Genomic DNA, 18,201 nt, shown 5'->3' on the forward strand with positions numbered 1-18,201 from the left:
ATAAGACTTCTAACCGCAGGGGCTGCGGGGTTAGCCTAATCAATTAGAGTTCGATAGAACTCTTTACTTAGGAATCCCCCTCTTCTAAACGAAGTGAAAGTGGGGGTAGTTCAATAAGTACTATAGTATATATCACCACGATATGTATAAACTTTGCGTATGTAAATAAGAAGAGAATAAAGGAAGCAAAACTAAAGACCGGTAGGATAAGGTGCATAAAAGAGAAAGTCTCCTTTAATCGTTCTGAAAAGATGATTCTAAAGGCTATTTATATATATAATAAGCAGTTCATGAATTTATCACCATTGGAAAAAGTAAACCAGGGACTCGATATATAAGCAAGAGCTTTAGTAGAGTAGCTACGGAAGGGGATAGTTATAAAATTGCTAAAGCTCTGTATAAGTATCAAAAGTTCATCTTGTTCCTTTTCGGATAGGATAAATAAAAGAAGATAGGAAGTTTTTCTTTGAACCAAGCTTTTTTGACAGGAATAGATTTTTTCATAACTAGAACAAATAAATGAATAATTGCATATATTGTATTTTCGTTAAAGCAAGGCATTATTCTCTCAAAGGAATCACTAGAACAATATGTGATTCCTTTGAGAAATGCTATTAAATCTAAGACTAATTTCTAATGGTCCCAGTATCTTTTATTTTGACGTGTGTTTTTACATTTATTTTAGCCTCTGCTAACGATTGTAACCAATCTCCTTTTACTTTTTTCCACTCTTTATATTGAAAGGCTCTAGCGTATAGGGATAATCCAATTGGATCAATTTTATTCTGCTGTATCTCATTTAATATACTTTTTAAATTATTATTAATTTCTTTTTCAATAGCACTTTTTAAATTATTTATATTTTTTTTATTATCATAGTGCCCCTTCTTTAAATTCGGATTGGTTTTTTCTATTAAAGCTACATTGGCATTGATATCGAGATTAAATATAAACTTTCCGTTTTGAAAAGTAACATCTACCTTCCTTGTCGCATTCTGTATGAAGATAGAAGTGTTTGTTTTTTTGTTTGATTTTTTAGGCGGAAGCGCAAGGTGTAGTATCATTCGGCCGTTACTTTTTGGCTTATTTATAAGATTGAAAAATTTAACATCTTTTTTAGGAATATGAGTTAAGTATTTCCCTTGGCGATTTAAAAATGCAATTCCTACCGTGTCGATTTCATTCTTTGTTTTTTTAATAAATGGAACAGTTTGCGTCATTCCTTCTTCGTTTTGTTCTCTCATTAATTGTTGAATTGTAGAAGAGACGGATTGGTTATTTTGAATGGAGGATTCGATTACACCATTTATATAAGATGAAAGTGATGGTTTACTAGGCTTGTGAATTTTAAAAATTTCTTCTGCAGATCCATCTACAAGTACTATTTTAGCATTAATGGTAGCGTAAGGATCACGGTAAGAAGAATCAAGCTCCTGCAACCAATTTGCTTCTTGCGCTAATTTTTTCCCAATTAAAATGATTTCAGCTTTGGAAGCTGTCATAAAGCCCGTTAACTTCGTATCTATCTTACTGAATCCAGTATATACAGTTGATGCTTGTGTCCAATGTTCTATAGTACTTTTTGGCTGTTTATGATGAAAGAGTGGTATACTTGTTCCAACTTTTATGTCTCCATTAGAAGTTCTATCCAGGCCAATTAACAGGATTAATGAAACCTTTTCAAGAGGAATTCTCTGACTACAACCAATTATATATACACAACAAATTACAATCCATATCCATTTTCGAATCAAAGTTGTTTCCTCCTAGTAACCCAAGTAAAAAGAATACTGTAAACGAAAAATAAGATCGGTAATAGAATAAAGAAAATGACATTTAAGATATCCATAAGAGAATAAATAAACAAATATTGATCTACATCGGGATTTACGAAAATAAATAGGCCAACTATAAATAACACAAAAGCAAGTAGCGCCCAATTTCGGGCGTTTTTTTGAAGTGATATGGTCATAGATTTAAAACTGAAAAATAAATACGGATATAAAGTAGTGGAGAATACAATTAAATAGTAAGCGATATAAATAATTTCTAAACGTTCCACGAAAGAAAAACGAACCCCTTTTAACAAATGAAATACGGGCCAAATTACGTCTTTTATCCCCTCGGGACTAAAGTATATATAAGAAAGAATAGTCACATATAGATAGAAAATCATAGTTCCAGTATTAGCTATTAGTAGTCCTTTTATGGCCTTTTGTTTTTTTTGCAAGAACGGATATATATAATATGCAATTTCTAAGCCAGCATAAGGAGTAATAGTTTCTTTTGTTGCCTTTAAAATAGGGTATAATCCCTCTTTAAAAATAGGTAGTAGGTGTAAAGGGTTGTAGTTACTCTTTAGTGAAAAAAGAAGAAATAGTGGCATCCAAGTAGTGAAGAAGAAAACAAGCATAGAATAACTAGTAAGAGCCCTTAACCCACTCAGAGCTAAAATAATAAAAGGTAATAGTAATAATATGGTGATTTGATAAGCAGGAGTGGAAGGGAATATCCACACTTTTACAATATTAGTTGCCTTTAATAAAGTATTGAAGCCAGCAAAAAATAGATAAAAGGCATATAAAAGAAAAAGAATTGTCCCTATCCATTTACCAAAGTATGTTTTTAAGATTTGTGAGAAGTTTTTGTTAGGATTTTTTTGTAACATTAATATAATAAACACGCCAATTATAGAAGTAGCTATCCATCCAAGAATAATCGAAATCCAGCCATCTGTCCCTGCCGTGGTAGCAAGTGGGCTTGGCATAATTAACATACCAGATGCAAGTTGCAGTGAATGAATGAAAATAATGAATTCGAATAAAGTTAATTTTTGAAACTTAAGATTCCCCATGTGAACCACCTTCTTTTTTCTTTCTTTGTTTCGGCTGACCTATACTCGAGCGGCTGGTAAGCATAGAAATAGGAAATCTTACAAAAGAATCTTTTAACTCTTGGAGACGAAATGGTGCTATTGGCAATCCGTATGGTGAACCATAAGAAGTTAGTGAAACAAAATGAGCAAATAAGAGCATTAATCCACTAACAATACCTACAATCCCATAAAAGTAAGCCAATAACATCATTGGAAAACGAATAAGGCGTATAGAACTCGATAAATCATAATTAGAAACAATAAATGAGGCAATGGCTGTAATAGATACGATAATAACCATAACGTTACTAACAAGCCCAGCTTGAACAGCCGCCTGTCCAATTACAATCCCTCCAACAATTCCAATGGTTTGTCCAATTGGTTGTGGTAAGCGAATACCAGCTTCACGTAGCATTTCTAGTGTGATTTCCATTATAAAAGCTTCCAATAAAGGAGAGAAAGGGACTTTGACTCTTGACGTTGCAATAGAAGTGTATAAATCTATAGGAATGATTTCAAAGTGAAAAGAGACTACAGCAATATAAAATGCCGGTAAAAAAATAGCTATTATAAATCCTGCAAATCGTAATAAGCGAAAAAATGATGCAACGAGCCAATGAATATTATAATCATCTGGAGTTTGAAAGAATCCAATTAAATTCATTGGAACAATCATTGCGCCAGGGGATCTATCCATTAACACTGCTACTTTTCCATCAAGTATATGATTTGAAATAGCATCTGGACGTTCGCTTAAATAAGCCTGTGGAAAAGGAGACCAATTTTGATCCTTTGTAAAATTAGATAGTTCACCAATGCTTAATACCGCATCCGTTTTAATTCTACAGATTCTGTTTTCTATTTCTTGAACTACATCTGCATTCGCAACGTCACCTAAATAAATTAAATAAACAAAAGAAGTTGCTCGTTCTCCAATCGTCAGCTTTTTGATTTTTAACTCTGCAGAAGGAAGATATCGACGAATTAAGCCTATATTTTTTGTGGCATTCTCAATAAATCCATCATGCGATCCTTTAATAGTAACTTCTGAAATTGGTTCTTGAATTGCTCTCTCTGCCCAGCCTTTTGTATTTATTAGAAGTGAACGATTTTCTCCTTCCATAAATAGTACACATTGACCTTCAAGTAATCCTTCTTTAATTTCATTCCATGTATATACTATTTTGGTATGAGTAGCGATAATATTAGAATTAAATATTTGACTGTCTTGATTTACTTCTTGTAATAATGGTGTAACAACATTGCCTTTTAAAGCAACACCATCAGTAAGGCCTTCAAAGTAATATAGTAGAATATTCGTATTTGTTTTTAATTGCAAAGGGTGTTCAATTAAATCTGCACTAATATCAAAGATATTATCTAATGTATTTTTAAGTTCTTTTAAGTTACTTGTTTGGATCTTTTCAATATTTTTATCTGTTTTAGTTTCTAAGGTCTCTTCATTTAAGGACAAAATTGACACCTCTTTAATATATAACGATTAGTTGTATTTATTATTTTTATAAGATGGAATTTTATTCACAAATTCAAACAAATTGGGAATAGAAATTAATAATTGAGAGCAAAAAAGTAGAGGTGATTTGTGTGGAAATCTAAGTATCGAGTTAGAATTGAAATTTGAATGATTATAATAAAAAAGAACCCTTGATGGGCTCTTTTTTATAGTTGGTAAATATGTTATCAACAATAGATGGCATTTGAGGCAGTGATTTAGATCTCATTAAGTCAATCAGCTGAATTTTCTAGGAAGAATTTTTTTCATATCTTAATGCTCGATAAAAAATGAAATTACAATTATTTGGGTGTTCTAGTGTAATTGAACTTTGCACGCTAAAAAATTTTGTTTAGGGACAAAATGTTTTTTCTGAATTAACAGAAATATCGGTGCGCAAAATTCTTATTGGTTATTATGGTAGGTATCAAATATTTCTTTGGCCTTATTTTCTTGATATTACCGTACGTTTATATGTTTCTAAGGGAAAGAAATACTTTCAGTTTTATTACCATCTATTGTTTGATTAAGATGGTAACATGAAAATGAAACGTTTACAACCAGAAAATAAAGAAAAAATATTAAATTACGACTTTTTTCGACAGTTTTTATGTGTTAATATCTAATATTTTTATAGGAAAAGGTGGAGGGAAACGTACCTTTTCCTATAAAATGTTGTTTAGGAATTAGAATTAATTAAAGTAGTAATAATAGCTTAAAATTAGAATGTAATTCAATGAATTTAAGCCCAAAATCATGGGAACGATTGCTAACGTTATAATTGAATTTTTGAGCTGTAAGAGTTTTAAAAATATGGTCAAACTTTAGTCCACTTTGCGTTTCTTCCTTTTGTAACTAGCTTAATATGGCCAAATAATTGCAAGGAATTTAAAGCCTTACTAATTGTACTCTCTGCAATGTCTGGATATCTGTTACGAATACTTTCCTTAGTAAAGGGTTGTTTTTGTTTAAATATAAAATCCTGAATTCTCTCAACTTTAGTATGTTTACATATAGAATCTAGAACGGTGTTATGCAGATCTTTGTAAGCCTCTAATATAATAGTTAAAAACGTTTTTAACCAAAAGCTACTATTATGTTCCTCGCAGTACCAATTTACCGAAGATTTATAAATCGAATTGTAATATTCAGATTCATTTTTCTTAATATACTTATCCAAACATACATATTTTACAAATGTATGTCCACTCTTAATTAGCAACAACTGCATTAACATAAATGCTAGCCTGCCATTACCTTGATTGAAAGGGACTATGCAATAAAAATTTAATATAAAACGAGCTATTAATAAAAGCGAATGTAGCCCCTTACTAGTATTTAATGAGTTGTATTGATCACATAATTGCTCCATAAACTGTGGGATAAGTTCATGTGGAAGAATGCGGTAACTATTCAAGTGCATTCCATGCTCGGGAATACCTGGAATAATAAAAGGTTTTTCACGCCAATTGGCACTGTCAGAGGTAAGGTAATGTATTAGTTGAAAATGTAATTCCTGTATAGTTGCTGGATTAATTAATAAAGTACAGGAGTTTTTATGTACAAAAGAAAGTGTTTGATAATAACAAAAAATAGCATCTTCCGAGATATTTTGAGGTACTATATCATCTAAAATAAGCTCTTTTAATCTTTTATGAGGAACTTTTACATCTTCATAAATAGTTGTGAAATTTTTTATGTAATGTAGTGGTATAGTTCTTTCTAAATTATTAAATATGTCAGGGTTTTGTTCCTGATAAGCAGCTAATTTTCCTTTGAATTCGCTAATTTCACTTATTAAATTGATTAACCTCCTTTTTAATTCAATATTTTTATACTTATCATCAAAAAAGTCTCTCATTTTTGTTCCCCCTGTAACCCCTTAACACGTTGTTGCATATGTCTTTCCATTCTAAAGGTATTTCATGACATCATTGTGAAATAACGACATTTTTGTTTTGATTTTGATCGTGTTTTAGAATCTATATTTTTATTTGATAATAAAAATATAGGAATTATAAAGAAGAATCGTTGGGATTCAATTTTAATAGGCATAATCCTAACATCAAATGTATAAATGTACAATAAAAAAATAAAAAATATAAAACAATTGACTCATTTGAAAGATTATTAATTAATTGTGAGTATAGATGTGTTTTAGTTTAAGTGTAAATATTGAAGTGGTAATAAAGTTTTCATGGTTGAGAAAATGGATAAGTCATTAATTTGTGACAGTTATGTGCCTAATCTATTCATTTGCTATTATGAGAATTCTAAAATTATATCTCAATGAGCTTTAATTCCTATATTTAGCATAAAGATTAGGGGAGATAAGTTGATGAAATGTATCATTAAATATAGAAATATGTAACGTTTCATACTTGTATTGTAAAATATTTTGACATAAGTTAATTTAAATACTAGGTACAGGAACATGTAATAAAAATTCAGTAATGTACCCTTTAAACGTTTCACCCTAATAACGTTAGTGAAAACCTCAAATATACTGAAGTTTTTCCCTTTGTTTCTGTACCTTATTAGGTAAAAATAATATAATAAATTGGTAGAAATTTATGGTTAAAATTGGATTTATAATTCTCTTTTTCTTATCTTACATAATCAATCTCTTGATGATTTGTTTAAAATAAGGATTAATAGGGTAGGAGATGACTATTAAAAAGGACTATAAAGTTAAGTTGGACAAAACAATCAGGGAAACGAAAGGTTAATTTCGTCGTGTAACTGAGAAGCCCCCACTTTATGTTTTGCTAAGTGGTGAGTAGTTCATTTTGCCTGGTAATTTTATTATATGAGTTTGAACATTCTGAAGTAAATCAATATATAAATTACAGTAGTTATGTGGTTATAGGAGTAAATGTCTAAGATTAAAGGATTTGTGTGCATTCACCATGTGAATATAAGTAGGTTATTTATTGTATTTTTTAAGATTTAGAAAATATGCGTGAATTTAGCTTTAGAAATGACTTATTTGCAAGTTATATAATGGGAATGTGAAGTCTGGAAGAAACTGATATTATCAGTTCCTTCCAGACTTTTTTACTTTAAAACTGTATTTTTTTACATAAGGTTAAATATAATTCTTTAAATTAACATTTGAATTTTTTGTGAAAATAAGAGGGGTTTTCATTGATCTATTAATACATAATGTTACAAAATAGACTTATTGTATTTATTTTATTTTTATATGAGATTAAAAATAATAATAAACGTACCAATGTATGAGAGATATTAGTATATTTATTAGTAATTTGTTCGTTTATCTCTATATTGCTATTATATTAGCGATAGCAATAATATATTGGGGGGACAAGAATGAATTTGAAATTTACATCTAAATTTGAAAGATTAAGAAAAAGTAAAAAAGGAATTGGTGCTTGTGTTTTAGCCGCAGGGGTGACGGCTATTACTATGATTCCTCAAAGTGCTTATGCACATGGATTTGTTGAAAAGCCAAGCAGTCGTGCTGCTTTATGTAGTCAGAATTATGGAGCGTTGAATTTAAATTGTGGAAATATAATGTACGAACCTCAAAGCCTAGAAGCACCTAAAGGATTCCCAGATGGGGGACCGATTGATGGAAAAATCGCTTCGGCAGGAGGACTGTTTGGAGGAATTCTTGACCAACAAACATCAAATCGCTGGTTCAAAAACACGATTAAAGGTGGAGCAAATACCTTTACATGGAAATATACAGCTGCACATCCTACAAGTAAATGGCATTATTACATTACAAAAAAGGGATGGGATCCTAATAAACCATTAACACGTGCTGAATTAGAACCAATTGGAACTGTGAAACATGATGGTTCTGCCGCATCAAATAATTTAACACATACAATTAATGTACCAACTGATCGCAATGGTTATCATGTTATTTTAGCTGTATGGGATGTAGCAGATACGTCAAATGCGTTTTATAATGTAATTGATGTAAATCTAGTAAATAATGAAACTCCCGATACAGTAGCTCCAAGTCAACCAACTGAATTAAATGCGTCTAAAGTTACTGCCAATAGTGTTGCACTAACATGGAAGGCTTCTACGGATAATATAGGTGTAAAGGAATATCAAGTGTTACGCAATGGGGAAGTAATTGATACGGTACCAGGTACAACATTTATAGATAAAAAACTAAAAGCAAATACGGAATATACCTATACAATAAAGGCGTTAGACTCTGCTGGAAACATATCAAAAGAAAGTGAAGAACTAAAGGTTAAGACAACAAATGAAATCCCAGATATAGAAGCTCCGACCCAACCGAAAGCATTACATAGTATGAGTACAACAGCGACCACTGTTGATTTGATGTGGAGTCCGTCTGAAGATAATGTAGGTGTAGACCATTATATTGTATATAGAGAAAGCTTTGGAGTTATGAATAAAATTGGGACAACGGCTAATACATCCTTTATGGATAAAGAATTAAAGGCTAATACATCGTATAAATATGTAGTGACGGCGGTTGATTTAGCTGGAAATGAATCTAGTAGAAGTGATGTATTAAATGTAGTAACAAAGTCAGAGGATTCCACATATGAAAAATGGGATGCAAGAAAAGCATATACAAAAGGTGATAGAGTAGTACATGAGGGAAAAGTGTATGAAGCAGTTCAAGATTATCAAGGCAATGGTGACACAAATTGGATTTTTGCCCTATCGCTTTGGAAGCCAGTTTTGAATAAATGAAAAGTGGGAAAATGTAGTTAACATTTTTAGGTTTTTCTTTGAAAGTAAAGGGTCGTTCCAAATAGAAATCCGTTAATGGTTTAAATGATATGCTAACAAATTTAATTACCATTCTAATGTTGACGAAATGAAATCAGAAAAGAATCCCAGCGGTATTCCTTCGAAAAGGAACTCCAATGGGATTCTTTTATTTTCTAATTTGTAATAGCGTATATTTTCACAGTGAATTTGCTAGTGGCACCAATTGGACTTGCGATATAATATTTAGTATTTGTGTAAGCCTCAGTCCTAGATTCATGTGAAATATTTTTCCAACGAATAGAATCGGTACCTAAGGAAACATCAATCATTACATTGAAAGAGATAGTAGAAGGATGATCTTTCTCTGAAGGCTCAATAACCCATTTTAATTCTTTAGTACCTACAGGTAAATTATCAATTTTAAAGTTTTGACTAGAACGATTTTTTTGTCCAGATAAAGGGCTAGATTCGGATGGAATTTGCGAAATTAATATCTCTTTTTCATTCGAATGTACACCATTTAATTTAATGATACTATCAATTAAACCTGGCCCAGGAAAATCAGCTGCGATAATACCAGAATGTCTAATTCTACCTTGCTGTAAGAGTTCTGTCCCAAGTGTATTCATCCCACCATAATATACTTGCCCATTTCTATCGCGGGGAAAATCACTCCACGAATTAGTGAAATTTGTTTGAATTAACTTAGGACTACTATCAGTATTTCTATTCTCTTTTCCGCTTGCAACAAACCAAGGATATACATTATTTAAAAATGCGGCTGCACCACCCGTACCACTAAAATGATTAAGATATATTTTTCCATTATTATAGTTAGTATTTGCACTTTGTAAATGGTTTTTTATCGCATCCCATTTTTCATATATTTCGTCTGGTCCGCTTCCAATTTCAAATTTATCTTGTATATTCAAACCATCGTAATCAATACCGTACAATTGAGAGGATGTAAAGTTTTGTAAGATTACAATTTTACCCCGGATATCTCCTAAAGTAGGGTTGTTTCTGTCTATAGTTGGTACAGAATTAGGATCCCAAAAATATGAAGCATTAACGTTTTTATATTTTAAAAATATCTCCTCAAATGATAGGGATCCACTTTCGGGAGTAGTTTCTTCCTTTAAGCGCATTAAAATTGTTTCTGTAGGATAATCTCTCAAAAATTGAATTGCTTCTTTTAATACATCTTCAAAAACTGCTTTTTGATTGACAATACCATGGTATATTGCAAAAGAATCTTTTACACGTTTAACACGCATATCTACATATCGAATTCCAGAATTTAATTGTTGGGGTAGACTCATAGTTTGATTTCTTGTCAAATTTTCATCAAGAAAACTTGCTCCATGTAAAGCCATTGTGCCATGAGTTCCTGGAATAGATATTTCACTTAATTTTGTTGAATCTGCTACTTCTGACATCCATGATGGATTTTGGTAACCTAGATTAGGTTCATAGGAATAACCTGGATGACTATCAGCTAAAATAGTAGATGGTGTACTTAAACTAGCCAGTGTAAAACAAGTGAGGATGCTAACTTTAAAGAAATTTTTCATTTTAATCATTATATCTCTCCTGATTTTTAAACAATAGCTATAATAAGATGGTTCTTTACTATATTTATTGTTTATTATTCCTAATGCAATGAATTTTTGTAATTGAAAAAAGGGTAGTGAGCTAACTTGAAATATTATTAGTTTATTGTAATGAATTGTATCTAATAGCCAAATAGATTCTTAAAGAATTGAAGCAAAGATAGGTAAAAAATAAGCTTTTTGCTGTATTGTATACAAACAAAACAGAAGCCTTAAAAAGACTTCTATTTTGTGACATATTATGAATGAAAAGGTGGTTAACAAATTAAGATAATGTGAGTGAGCGGTAAAAATCTATTTATAGCTGTTTCAGGAATTTCTTAAAACAAGGCTATTCAGGAAAAGTGGTCCCTACAATGCTAATAAAAATTAAAAGATTCTACTCATTAAAACTTAGACTAACTACAGTTGCGATAGATTGAGCTGCATGTTCCCAGCTTCCGTCTATAACTTTCCCAAGCTGCTGACCAAGTGCATTTAAATCATTTGGATTAACTGGAATTCCATTATACGCAGCAAGAATTGATAAAAGTGGAGCAGCAAATGGTGTCCAACCACCTCTATCAATATTAAATACAGGCTTATCTACTACTTTTCCATCTTGCACAGTAAACTCATAATAAAATTGATCATCTGGACGGAAACTTAAATGATGAGAAATTTGTCCTTTAACATATTTTTTTCCTCCACCTAGATTTACTACTTCTATTTCTTTTACATTGAATTCATGCTCAAATACTTTTATTTTTTTGACTTCTGGACCATTTAAGGCAGCATTAACAGCTGTTTCTAAATTATTTTGTGCTAATGGTTGAATACTCATTTGTGCCTCTTTTTGTTGGATAGGAGCCTCTTTTTCTGCAGCAAACACTGATGTAGAAGGTAGTGCACCTGTAGCTAACGTAGCTGCAAGTGCTGTTGTCATCATGATTTTTCTTTTCATCTTCATAGTTTATCTTCCTCTCTTAAAGTTTTGATATATAATCTTTTAAAGACTGACATTGTGTAATATTCTATTTAATAATGCACAAAAAACTGGTTTAAGAATTATGTGGAATTATGTCAGAGAATTAAAATTAATTATATATGTATTTAAGATGATATCTATCTACACATATTTTTTCAATTTTTCGACAAATACAATGGTAATGACTTCTTAAGAGTCAATTTAGTACCTTGTTTATCAATAGAAATCCTATAAATAAACTAATTTCATAGTGAATGTAGTATATTTGATATCAATTGTCTTACATAATGCTATAAAATTTCACAATTTTTTTCATTATATTATATGGCTTGGGTTGGCACCTATTTTAATGGGATTTTTTCAATTCATATGGCATGGTATTTTGGCGAATATAAAAGCTAAAACAATATACAACCCAGGATTAGGTGCGGTTGTATTACTACATGTACCAATTGGTTATGCATATATGAGATATGTTCTTTTACACAATTTAGCTACAAATTTGGATTGGATATTAGGGCTAATCTATTTTCTAGTAGCTACCTATTTTTTAATTATAAAAGGAAATATGTTACTGAAAAGTAAGGAGACAATTCATTACTTTTCTAAAAAGCAATTAGGTCCGTACAATGATGCGTTAAAGTGATTCAGAAGGAATTTTGGATGCTGAAGAGAGTACAAGTGAATTAAAAAAGAAAGGTGCATAGGCGCCTTTCTTTTTTTGAAAGAGATTTTTGTATTTTGGGGTAGCGTCACATTGCATCAAGCTAAAATTTTATAGCACCCCCAAAACGAAATTTTGTGCTAAATTGCAACAAAAAAGCTCATTTTCTCATTTTGGGTTAATTCTGAATTCTTATGTTGATAGGCATGTGACGGTATCCCAAATATAAAAAACACCTTATAACAAATAAGGTGTTTTTTATACCTCTTAAAATGACTTAAGATGCGTTTACTTGAGCTCACTAGGTAGTTAGAGGTTGACAGACTATCTTTAACGAAAAATGTTGAGCAGTTCTATTTAATTTCACATCAATGCATCTAAATGAAAAAATGCAATTTTGCATCATTAATCCTTTTCTGATCCAATACATCCATGAAATTTCTTTTTCTCGCGTTTCTTTCTTCATCTTGTAGTATGCCCCTAGTGATAATAGTCATACTAAGGCATGGACGGATGAATCAAAACAAAAACCAACTAGGTTCATAGGTTAGAAGTGTATCTGAATAGATCATATAACTGCAGAAACATAAGATAGAATATTCCCACTAATATTTCTATAGTTTCAAACTATATACTTATAGAAGTAATAGGATTATATTGGCAATGAAAGAGAAAACAATAGATGGAAGGGGATGTTTTTATGTTTAAAAAAGCAGCACTTGGTATTTCATCGTTAGCAATCACTGCGTTTGTCGGATTAGGAATGGCAACAGAAGCTTCTGCTGGACCTGCAGCACCTCTTACTTCACTAAATGTCGTACAAGTAGAGTCTGAGCAGGGCGGAGTAGAAACGATTAATCCAAACAGTTTTAGCACAACACGTGACCACGGGGGAAAATATTTATATATTACTACGAAGGAAATGGGATATGGCCAAAATCCATTTGCGAAAATGAATGGTTCTAATGTAAAAAGTATTGGCTCTACTATAATTGGTGGAAAACCAATTGTTGGCTGGTATTATAAGTGGGATGCTTCTGGGCATCAGCAAGGAACATTTGAATACCAAAAAACATCTATTAATGCTCCATTTAATACAATGCGAACTTCAATCTATATTAAATAAATATTTTGCACAGTTATAGATTCAAAATCCAGGACATGAAATTCATAAAATTGAATGCATTTATAACAAATATAAGAGTCGTCCTTAATGGGAGGGCTCTTACTTTATTGGAAAAACGTCTGAATAGATGAATGTAATTGAAAGAAACAGAATACATACTAGAATTTAATTTTCGCCCCTTTAATTGATTAATGTGGACTGAACCTCGCTTTCTTGTATAATTGTTTTATAGTACAATTTTTTAGATGGTACTTTTTATTTCGAAAATAAAATCGTTTATTATGATTGTTAAAGGATGAGTCGGTATGACAAAAGAAAAACAACCATATGGTACAGTTTTAATAAAAGCTGCAAAAATCTTAGATTTTTTATCTGAAAGCAAAAAACCACAACCTTTAAATGTGATAGCTCAGGAAACAGGAATGACAAGTTCAACAACATTAAAGATATTAGAAACGTTAGTTATAATAGGTTATGCAAAAAAATATCCTGAAACTAAAAGATTTGGTTTGGGAACCTCTTTAATTTACTATGCAAATCAGTATCTTGCGAATTTAGATATTACCAAAATCACATTTCCATATTTGCAAAAATTGCAAAGTAATTTAGATGAAACTGTTCATTTAGGAATATTAGAAGAAGATAAAATTTTTTATATTAATAAATTAGAGCCAGAGAGACCGATAATTCGTATGAGTTCACGAATTGGCATGAGTATTCCTCTGTATTGTTCGGCAATGGGGAAAGCTGTGCTTGCAGAGTTCTCTCAACAAGATTTAGAAAGCTATTTAACAAGGGTAGAATTAAATCCGGTTAATGAAAATACTATAATTGATCCTCATGTTTTAAAGGAAGCTTTAAAAGAGATAAAGCAAATTGGTTTTGCAATTGATGATGCTGAATATGAAGAGGAAGTATATTGTATAGGAGTCTCATTAACTTTAAAAGGGCAAACATATGGTGCATTTAGTGTAAGTATGCCTAAGTATCGTGTTACAGAAGACCTGAAGAAAAAAATGATTCAGTTTATATTAGAAACAAAACAAAATATTCTCAAAGAACTTGAACAATTGCATGTGTTCATATAGGATTTCATGTTTAGGAGCTTTAATGGTGATTTTTCACTGTTAGAGCTCTTTTTTATTTTTAGCAGCAAAAAAATTTGGAGTTGACTTGTGAATTTAGTAAGAACTACGGCTGAATAATGGATTTCTATATTAGAAAAACATTTAATAATGTTCAAAAAATTTTCATTAAATATAAAAAAAAATCTTGTAATCTTTTTAAATAATTCATATAATTTATTTGTAAATTTCTTTTCAGGAAAACTAATTTCCAAATAAGAAATTAGGAGCGTGAGCTCTTAAAAATGGAGGCACATTATGAAAAGGGTTACTGTATTAAATAAATTGAAAAAGAGTGGTGTGATTGCTGTTTTGAGAGCGCATACAAAAGATGAGGCTCTTAAAGTTACTGAGGCAGTCATTAATGGAGGGATTACTGGTATTGAAGTAACCTTTTCAGTACCACAAGCTGAAGAGGTCGTTCGTAAAATAAAGGAACTACATAGTGAGTGTGAAGAGTTGGTGATTGGTGCAGGGACTGTTCTTGATGCGATAACGGCTCGTATGGCCATTTTGGCAGGAGCAGAGTATATTGTCAGTCCAGCGTTTGATAAAGAAACAGCAGAGATTTGTAATCTTTATCAAGTTCCATACTTACCTGGATGTATGACAATTACGGAAATAAGTACAGCATTAAAAGCGGGAGTTGACATTATAAAATTATTTCCAGGAAGTTCGTACAATCCAAGCTTTATAAATGCAGTGAAAGGTCCCCTGCCACAAGTTAATATTATGCCTACTGGAGGGATAAATATTGAGAATATGCATCAATGGTTTGAACGTGGATGTGTAGCAATAGGTGTGGGAGGAGATTTAATGGCTCCTGCTCAAAATGGGGATTATGCTAAAGTCTCAGAACTTGCAAGAGAGTATGTGGATAAGTTAGCAGAAATCAGAAAGGGTGCCTAATTATGGGGCGAATTTTAACGCTAGGTGAGATTATGCTTCGTTTATCTACTAATGAAGGAACTAGAATAAATGAAGCTAATTCTTTTAAAGCGCATTATGGTGGTAGTGAAGCTAATGTAGCAATTAATTTAGCGAATTTTAACCACCAAGTTTCTTTTGCTAGTAAGGTACCTTCAAATTTATTAGGTAAAGCTGTTCAACAACATTTACAAAATTATGGGGTGGATACCAGTAACTTACTGAAAGGTGGTTTACGTTTAGGAACGTACTATTTGGAAAGGGGTATAGGTAAAAGGGCTTCATTTGTTTTGTATGACCGAACATATTCTAGTTTTGCACAGATGAAAAATGTGGAGTGGAATATAGATCATTTATTCAAAAATGCATCATTATTTCATGTTTCGGGAATTAGCCTTGCTTTATCAGATTCAATGATTGAACTCATTCTAGGATTAATCAAAGAGGCCAAAAAGCGTCAAATTAAGGTGAGTTTTGATATTAATTATCGATCTAATTTATGGAACTATGAACGCGCATCGAAAACAATGAATAAAATTTTACCTTATGTAGATTACTGTTCTGCAGGAAAAATGGACGCTCTCTATTTAATCGGGATTCCTGAAAATAAGACGAAACAATCAGATTTAGAATATTATTATGAGCAAATGCATAAAAAATATCCTAATATTGAAGTCTTTTACTCTACATTAAGGGATGTTCATTCTGCTAGTTCGAATGATCTTCAGGGAACATTATGGAAAAATCATTGTCTGTATACCTCGAAGGTGTACCACATTAATCCTATTGTGGATCGTGTTGGTGGAGGAGATGCTTTTGTTGCTGGAATTTTACACGGATTATTGGAAGAAAAGGATCCGGATTATACAGTTTCATTTGCTACCGCAGCATCTAGTTTAAAGCATACGATTCATGGTGATTGTAATCAGTTTTCTATCTTGGAAGTAGAAGATTTTATGAGAAATGAGTCAGGAAATATTATTAGATAAAATACTAAAAAATGATAGGAGAATGTATATTATGGAAACACGTTATACACATAGTCCAATGGATATTCGTCATTATTCTACAGATCAACTAAGACAGGAATTTTTAGTAGAGCGAAACTTTGCACCGGGAGAAGTTATTCTTACGTATACACATAATGATCGAATGATTTTCGGGGGAGTAACGCCAACTGAACAACCTTTGAGTATTGAGTTGTCTACTGAATTGGGAGTTTCTTATTTTTTAGAACGTCGTGAATTAGGTGTTATAAATATTGGTGGACCAGGATCTATCATAATTGACGGTAAAGAAGAAAGTATGAAAAAACAAGATGGGTACTATATCGGAAAAGAAACAAGGGAAGTGGTCTTTAAGTCAGATGATCAGTCTAATCCTGCGAAATTCTATTGTGTTTCAGTACCTGCACATCATAAATATCGAAATGTACGTATAAGCATTGATGAAATTAAACCTATGGAAACAGGGGACTCTGCAACATTAAATAAGCGTAAAATCTATCAATATATTCATCCAAATGTTTGTGAAAGTTGTCAATTACAGATGGGGTATACCATTTTAGAACCAGGAAGCAGTTGGAATACAATGCCTTGCCATACCCATGAGCGTCGTATGGAAACCTACTTATATTTTGATATGAAACCGGATACAAGAGTGTTCCATTTTATGGGTAAACCTGATGAAACTAAACATTTGGTAATGAAAAATGAACAGGCGACAATTTCACCAAGTTGGTCAATTCACTCTGGTGTTGGTACAAGTGACTATACATTTATTTGGGCAATGTGTGGAGAAAACATTACGTATAGTGATATGGACATGGTCGAGATGGATCAGTTGAAATAGTAGGATTGATACAATTAAAGGAGGACTAGAACATGAACTTAAATGAATTTTCAATGGATTTCTTTAGTTTAAAAGGGAAGGTAGCTATTGTTACTGGGGGAAATACAGGATTAGGTCAAGGATATGCAGTAGCATTAGCGAAAGCTGGGGCAGATCTGTATATTGCAGCATCTGGTGAAAATTGGGGTGAAACTCGTCAATTAATTGAGGAATGTGGACAACGAGTCGAATTCATTCAAGTAGATTTAACACAAGATGATGCAGCAGAAAAAGTGGTGCAAGGTTGTTTAGACAATTTTGGGAAAATTGATATTTTAATTAATAATGCAGGTACAATTCGTCGTGCACCATTGCTTGAATACAAGAAGGAAGATTGGAATGCCGTAATGAGCATTAACTTGAATACTGTTTATTTACTAAGTCAAGCTGTAGCTCGTGTTATGGCAGAACAAAAGAGTGGGAAAATCATTAATATTGCTTCTATGTTGTCTTTCCAAGGAGGAAAATTTGTACCGGCTTATACTGCCAGCAAACATGGGGTGGCGGGATTAACGAAAGCATTTGCTAACGAATTAAGTAAATATAATATCCAAGTAAATGCGATTGCTCCTGGCTATATAGCAACAGCTAATACTGCCCCAATTCGTGCGGATGAACAACGGAATAAAGAAATTTTAGATCGTATCCCAGCTGAAAGATGGGGAGTACCTTTCGATCTAATGGGTACGGCCGTATTTTTATCAAGTAAAGCGTCAGATTATGTAACAGGACACATTCTAGCTGTTGATGGTGGATGGTTAGTGCGTTAAT

General features: G+C 31.9%; 14 protein-coding genes. 8 read left to right on the forward strand and 6 right to left on the reverse strand.

Annotation, left to right across the window (positions count from 1 at the left end; genetic code table 11):
* Positions 1-626: 626 nt before the first annotated feature.
* The 4 genes from GFJ36_RS16290 to GFJ36_RS16305 all read right to left on the reverse strand — a co-directional run bounded on the left by GFJ36_RS16290 (position 627) and on the right by GFJ36_RS16305 (position 6,249).
* Positions 627-1,754, reverse strand: a complete 1,128-nt coding sequence (locus GFJ36_RS16290; RefSeq protein ID WP_097891996.1) for a Ger(x)C family spore germination protein — start codon at positions 1,752-1,754, stop codon at positions 627-629.
* Complete coding sequence (locus GFJ36_RS16295; RefSeq protein ID WP_097891992.1) at positions 1,751-2,854, reverse strand: GerAB/ArcD/ProY family transporter; 1,104 nt, start codon at positions 2,852-2,854, stop codon at positions 1,751-1,753. Before GFJ36_RS16295 ends, GFJ36_RS16290 begins: the two co-directional genes overlap by 4 nt.
* Complete coding sequence (locus GFJ36_RS16300) at positions 2,841-4,349, reverse strand: spore germination protein (protein ID WP_097891989.1); 1,509 nt, start codon at positions 4,347-4,349, stop codon at positions 2,841-2,843. The genes GFJ36_RS16295 and GFJ36_RS16300 overlap by 14 nt, the downstream gene beginning before the upstream one ends.
* A gap of 856 nt (positions 4,350-5,205) precedes the next feature.
* The gene (locus GFJ36_RS16305; RefSeq protein WP_097891985.1) at positions 5,206-6,249 is read right to left on the reverse strand and encodes a Fic family protein; all 1,044 of its coding nucleotides are present in this window, start codon (positions 6,247-6,249) and stop codon (positions 5,206-5,208) included.
* A 1,472-nt stretch (positions 6,250-7,721) separates the two neighbouring features.
* Here GFJ36_RS16305 and GFJ36_RS16310 point away from each other — a divergent pair.
* Complete coding sequence (locus GFJ36_RS16310; RefSeq protein ID WP_097891982.1) at positions 7,722-9,098, forward strand: lytic polysaccharide monooxygenase; 1,377 nt, start codon at positions 7,722-7,724, stop codon at positions 9,096-9,098.
* Between the two features lie 194 nt (positions 9,099-9,292).
* Here GFJ36_RS16310 and GFJ36_RS16315 read toward each other — a convergent pair whose 3' ends face one another.
* Together GFJ36_RS16315 and GFJ36_RS16320 are read right to left on the reverse strand one after the other, a co-directional pair.
* Positions 9,293-10,702: a phosphatidylinositol-specific phospholipase C gene (locus GFJ36_RS16315; RefSeq protein WP_097891979.1), complete on the reverse strand. Its 1,410-nt coding sequence runs from the start codon at positions 10,700-10,702 to the stop codon at positions 9,293-9,295.
* A gap of 409 nt (positions 10,703-11,111) precedes the next feature.
* Positions 11,112-11,681 carry a methyltransferase gene (locus GFJ36_RS16320; RefSeq protein ID WP_073515827.1) on the reverse strand — a complete coding sequence of 190 codons (570 nt, stop codon included), beginning with the start codon at positions 11,679-11,681 and terminating at the stop codon, positions 11,112-11,114.
* A gap of 265 nt (positions 11,682-11,946) precedes the next feature.
* Between GFJ36_RS16320 and GFJ36_RS16325 the strand changes: the two genes are divergently transcribed.
* From GFJ36_RS16325 to kduD, 7 genes are all read left to right on the forward strand, one after another.
* Positions 11,947-12,345 (forward strand): HXXEE domain-containing protein, encoded by a 399-nt coding sequence (locus GFJ36_RS16325; RefSeq protein WP_481747068.1) that lies wholly within the window; start codon positions 11,947-11,949, stop codon positions 12,343-12,345.
* Positions 12,346-13,063: 718 nt separating this feature from the next.
* Complete coding sequence (locus tag GFJ36_RS16330) at positions 13,064-13,489, forward strand: DUF4879 domain-containing protein (protein ID WP_097890992.1); 426 nt, start codon at positions 13,064-13,066, stop codon at positions 13,487-13,489.
* 305 nt (positions 13,490-13,794) lie between these two features.
* Positions 13,795-14,577, forward strand: coding sequence for an IclR family transcriptional regulator (locus tag GFJ36_RS16335; RefSeq protein WP_098961768.1), 783 nt, complete (start codon positions 13,795-13,797; stop codon positions 14,575-14,577).
* Between the two features lie 294 nt (positions 14,578-14,871).
* Positions 14,872-15,522, forward strand: a complete 651-nt coding sequence (locus GFJ36_RS16340) for a bifunctional 4-hydroxy-2-oxoglutarate aldolase/2-dehydro-3-deoxy-phosphogluconate aldolase (protein WP_097890984.1) — start codon at positions 14,872-14,874, stop codon at positions 15,520-15,522.
* Between the two features lie 2 nt (positions 15,523-15,524).
* A complete protein-coding gene (locus GFJ36_RS16345) occupies positions 15,525-16,529 on the forward strand; it encodes a sugar kinase (protein ID WP_097890982.1) in 1,005 nt (334 codons plus the stop codon).
* Positions 16,530-16,560: 31 nt separating this feature from the next.
* A complete protein-coding gene (kduI, locus tag GFJ36_RS16350; RefSeq protein WP_176546177.1) occupies positions 16,561-17,391 on the forward strand; it encodes a 5-dehydro-4-deoxy-D-glucuronate isomerase in 831 nt (276 codons plus the stop codon).
* 32 nt (positions 17,392-17,423) lie between these two features.
* Positions 17,424-18,200, forward strand: coding sequence for a 2-dehydro-3-deoxy-D-gluconate 5-dehydrogenase KduD (gene kduD / locus GFJ36_RS16355; protein WP_097890980.1), 777 nt, complete (start codon positions 17,424-17,426; stop codon positions 18,198-18,200).
* The last annotated feature ends 1 nt before the right edge of the window (position 18,201 follow it).

This window comes from Bacillus sp. EE-W1, from assembly GCF_009760835.1.
GTDB classification, from domain to species: Bacteria; Bacillota; Bacilli; order Bacillales; family Bacillaceae_G; genus Bacillus_A; species Bacillus_A wiedmannii.

Bases quoted from the DNA above. Each gene is read 5' to 3' on its own strand.
- GFJ36_RS16295 (WP_097891992.1), bottom strand. From the start codon at position 2,854: ATGGGGAATCTTAAGTTTCAAAAATTAACTTTATTCGAATTCATTATT.
- GFJ36_RS16305 (WP_097891985.1), bottom strand. From the start codon at position 6,249: ATGAGAGACTTTTTTGATGATAAGTATAAAAATATTGAATTAAAAAGG.
- GFJ36_RS16310 (WP_097891982.1), top strand. From the start codon at position 7,722: ATGAATTTGAAATTTACATCTAAATTTGAAAGATTAAGAAAAAGTAAA.
- GFJ36_RS16315 (WP_097891979.1), bottom strand. From the start codon at position 10,702: ATGATTAAAATGAAAAATTTCTTTAAAGTTAGCATCCTCACTTGTTTT.
- GFJ36_RS16320 (WP_073515827.1), bottom strand. From the start codon at position 11,681: ATGAAGATGAAAAGAAAAATCATGATGACAACAGCACTTGCAGCTACG.
- GFJ36_RS16330 (WP_097890992.1), top strand. From the start codon at position 13,064: ATGTTTAAAAAAGCAGCACTTGGTATTTCATCGTTAGCAATCACTGCG.
- GFJ36_RS16335 (WP_098961768.1), top strand. From the start codon at position 13,795: ATGACAAAAGAAAAACAACCATATGGTACAGTTTTAATAAAAGCTGCA.
- GFJ36_RS16340 (WP_097890984.1), top strand. From the start codon at position 14,872: ATGAAAAGGGTTACTGTATTAAATAAATTGAAAAAGAGTGGTGTGATT.
- GFJ36_RS16345 (WP_097890982.1), top strand. From the start codon at position 15,525: ATGGGGCGAATTTTAACGCTAGGTGAGATTATGCTTCGTTTATCTACT.
- kduI (WP_176546177.1), top strand. From the start codon at position 16,561: ATGGAAACACGTTATACACATAGTCCAATGGATATTCGTCATTATTCT.
- kduD (WP_097890980.1), top strand. From the start codon at position 17,424: ATGAACTTAAATGAATTTTCAATGGATTTCTTTAGTTTAAAAGGGAAG.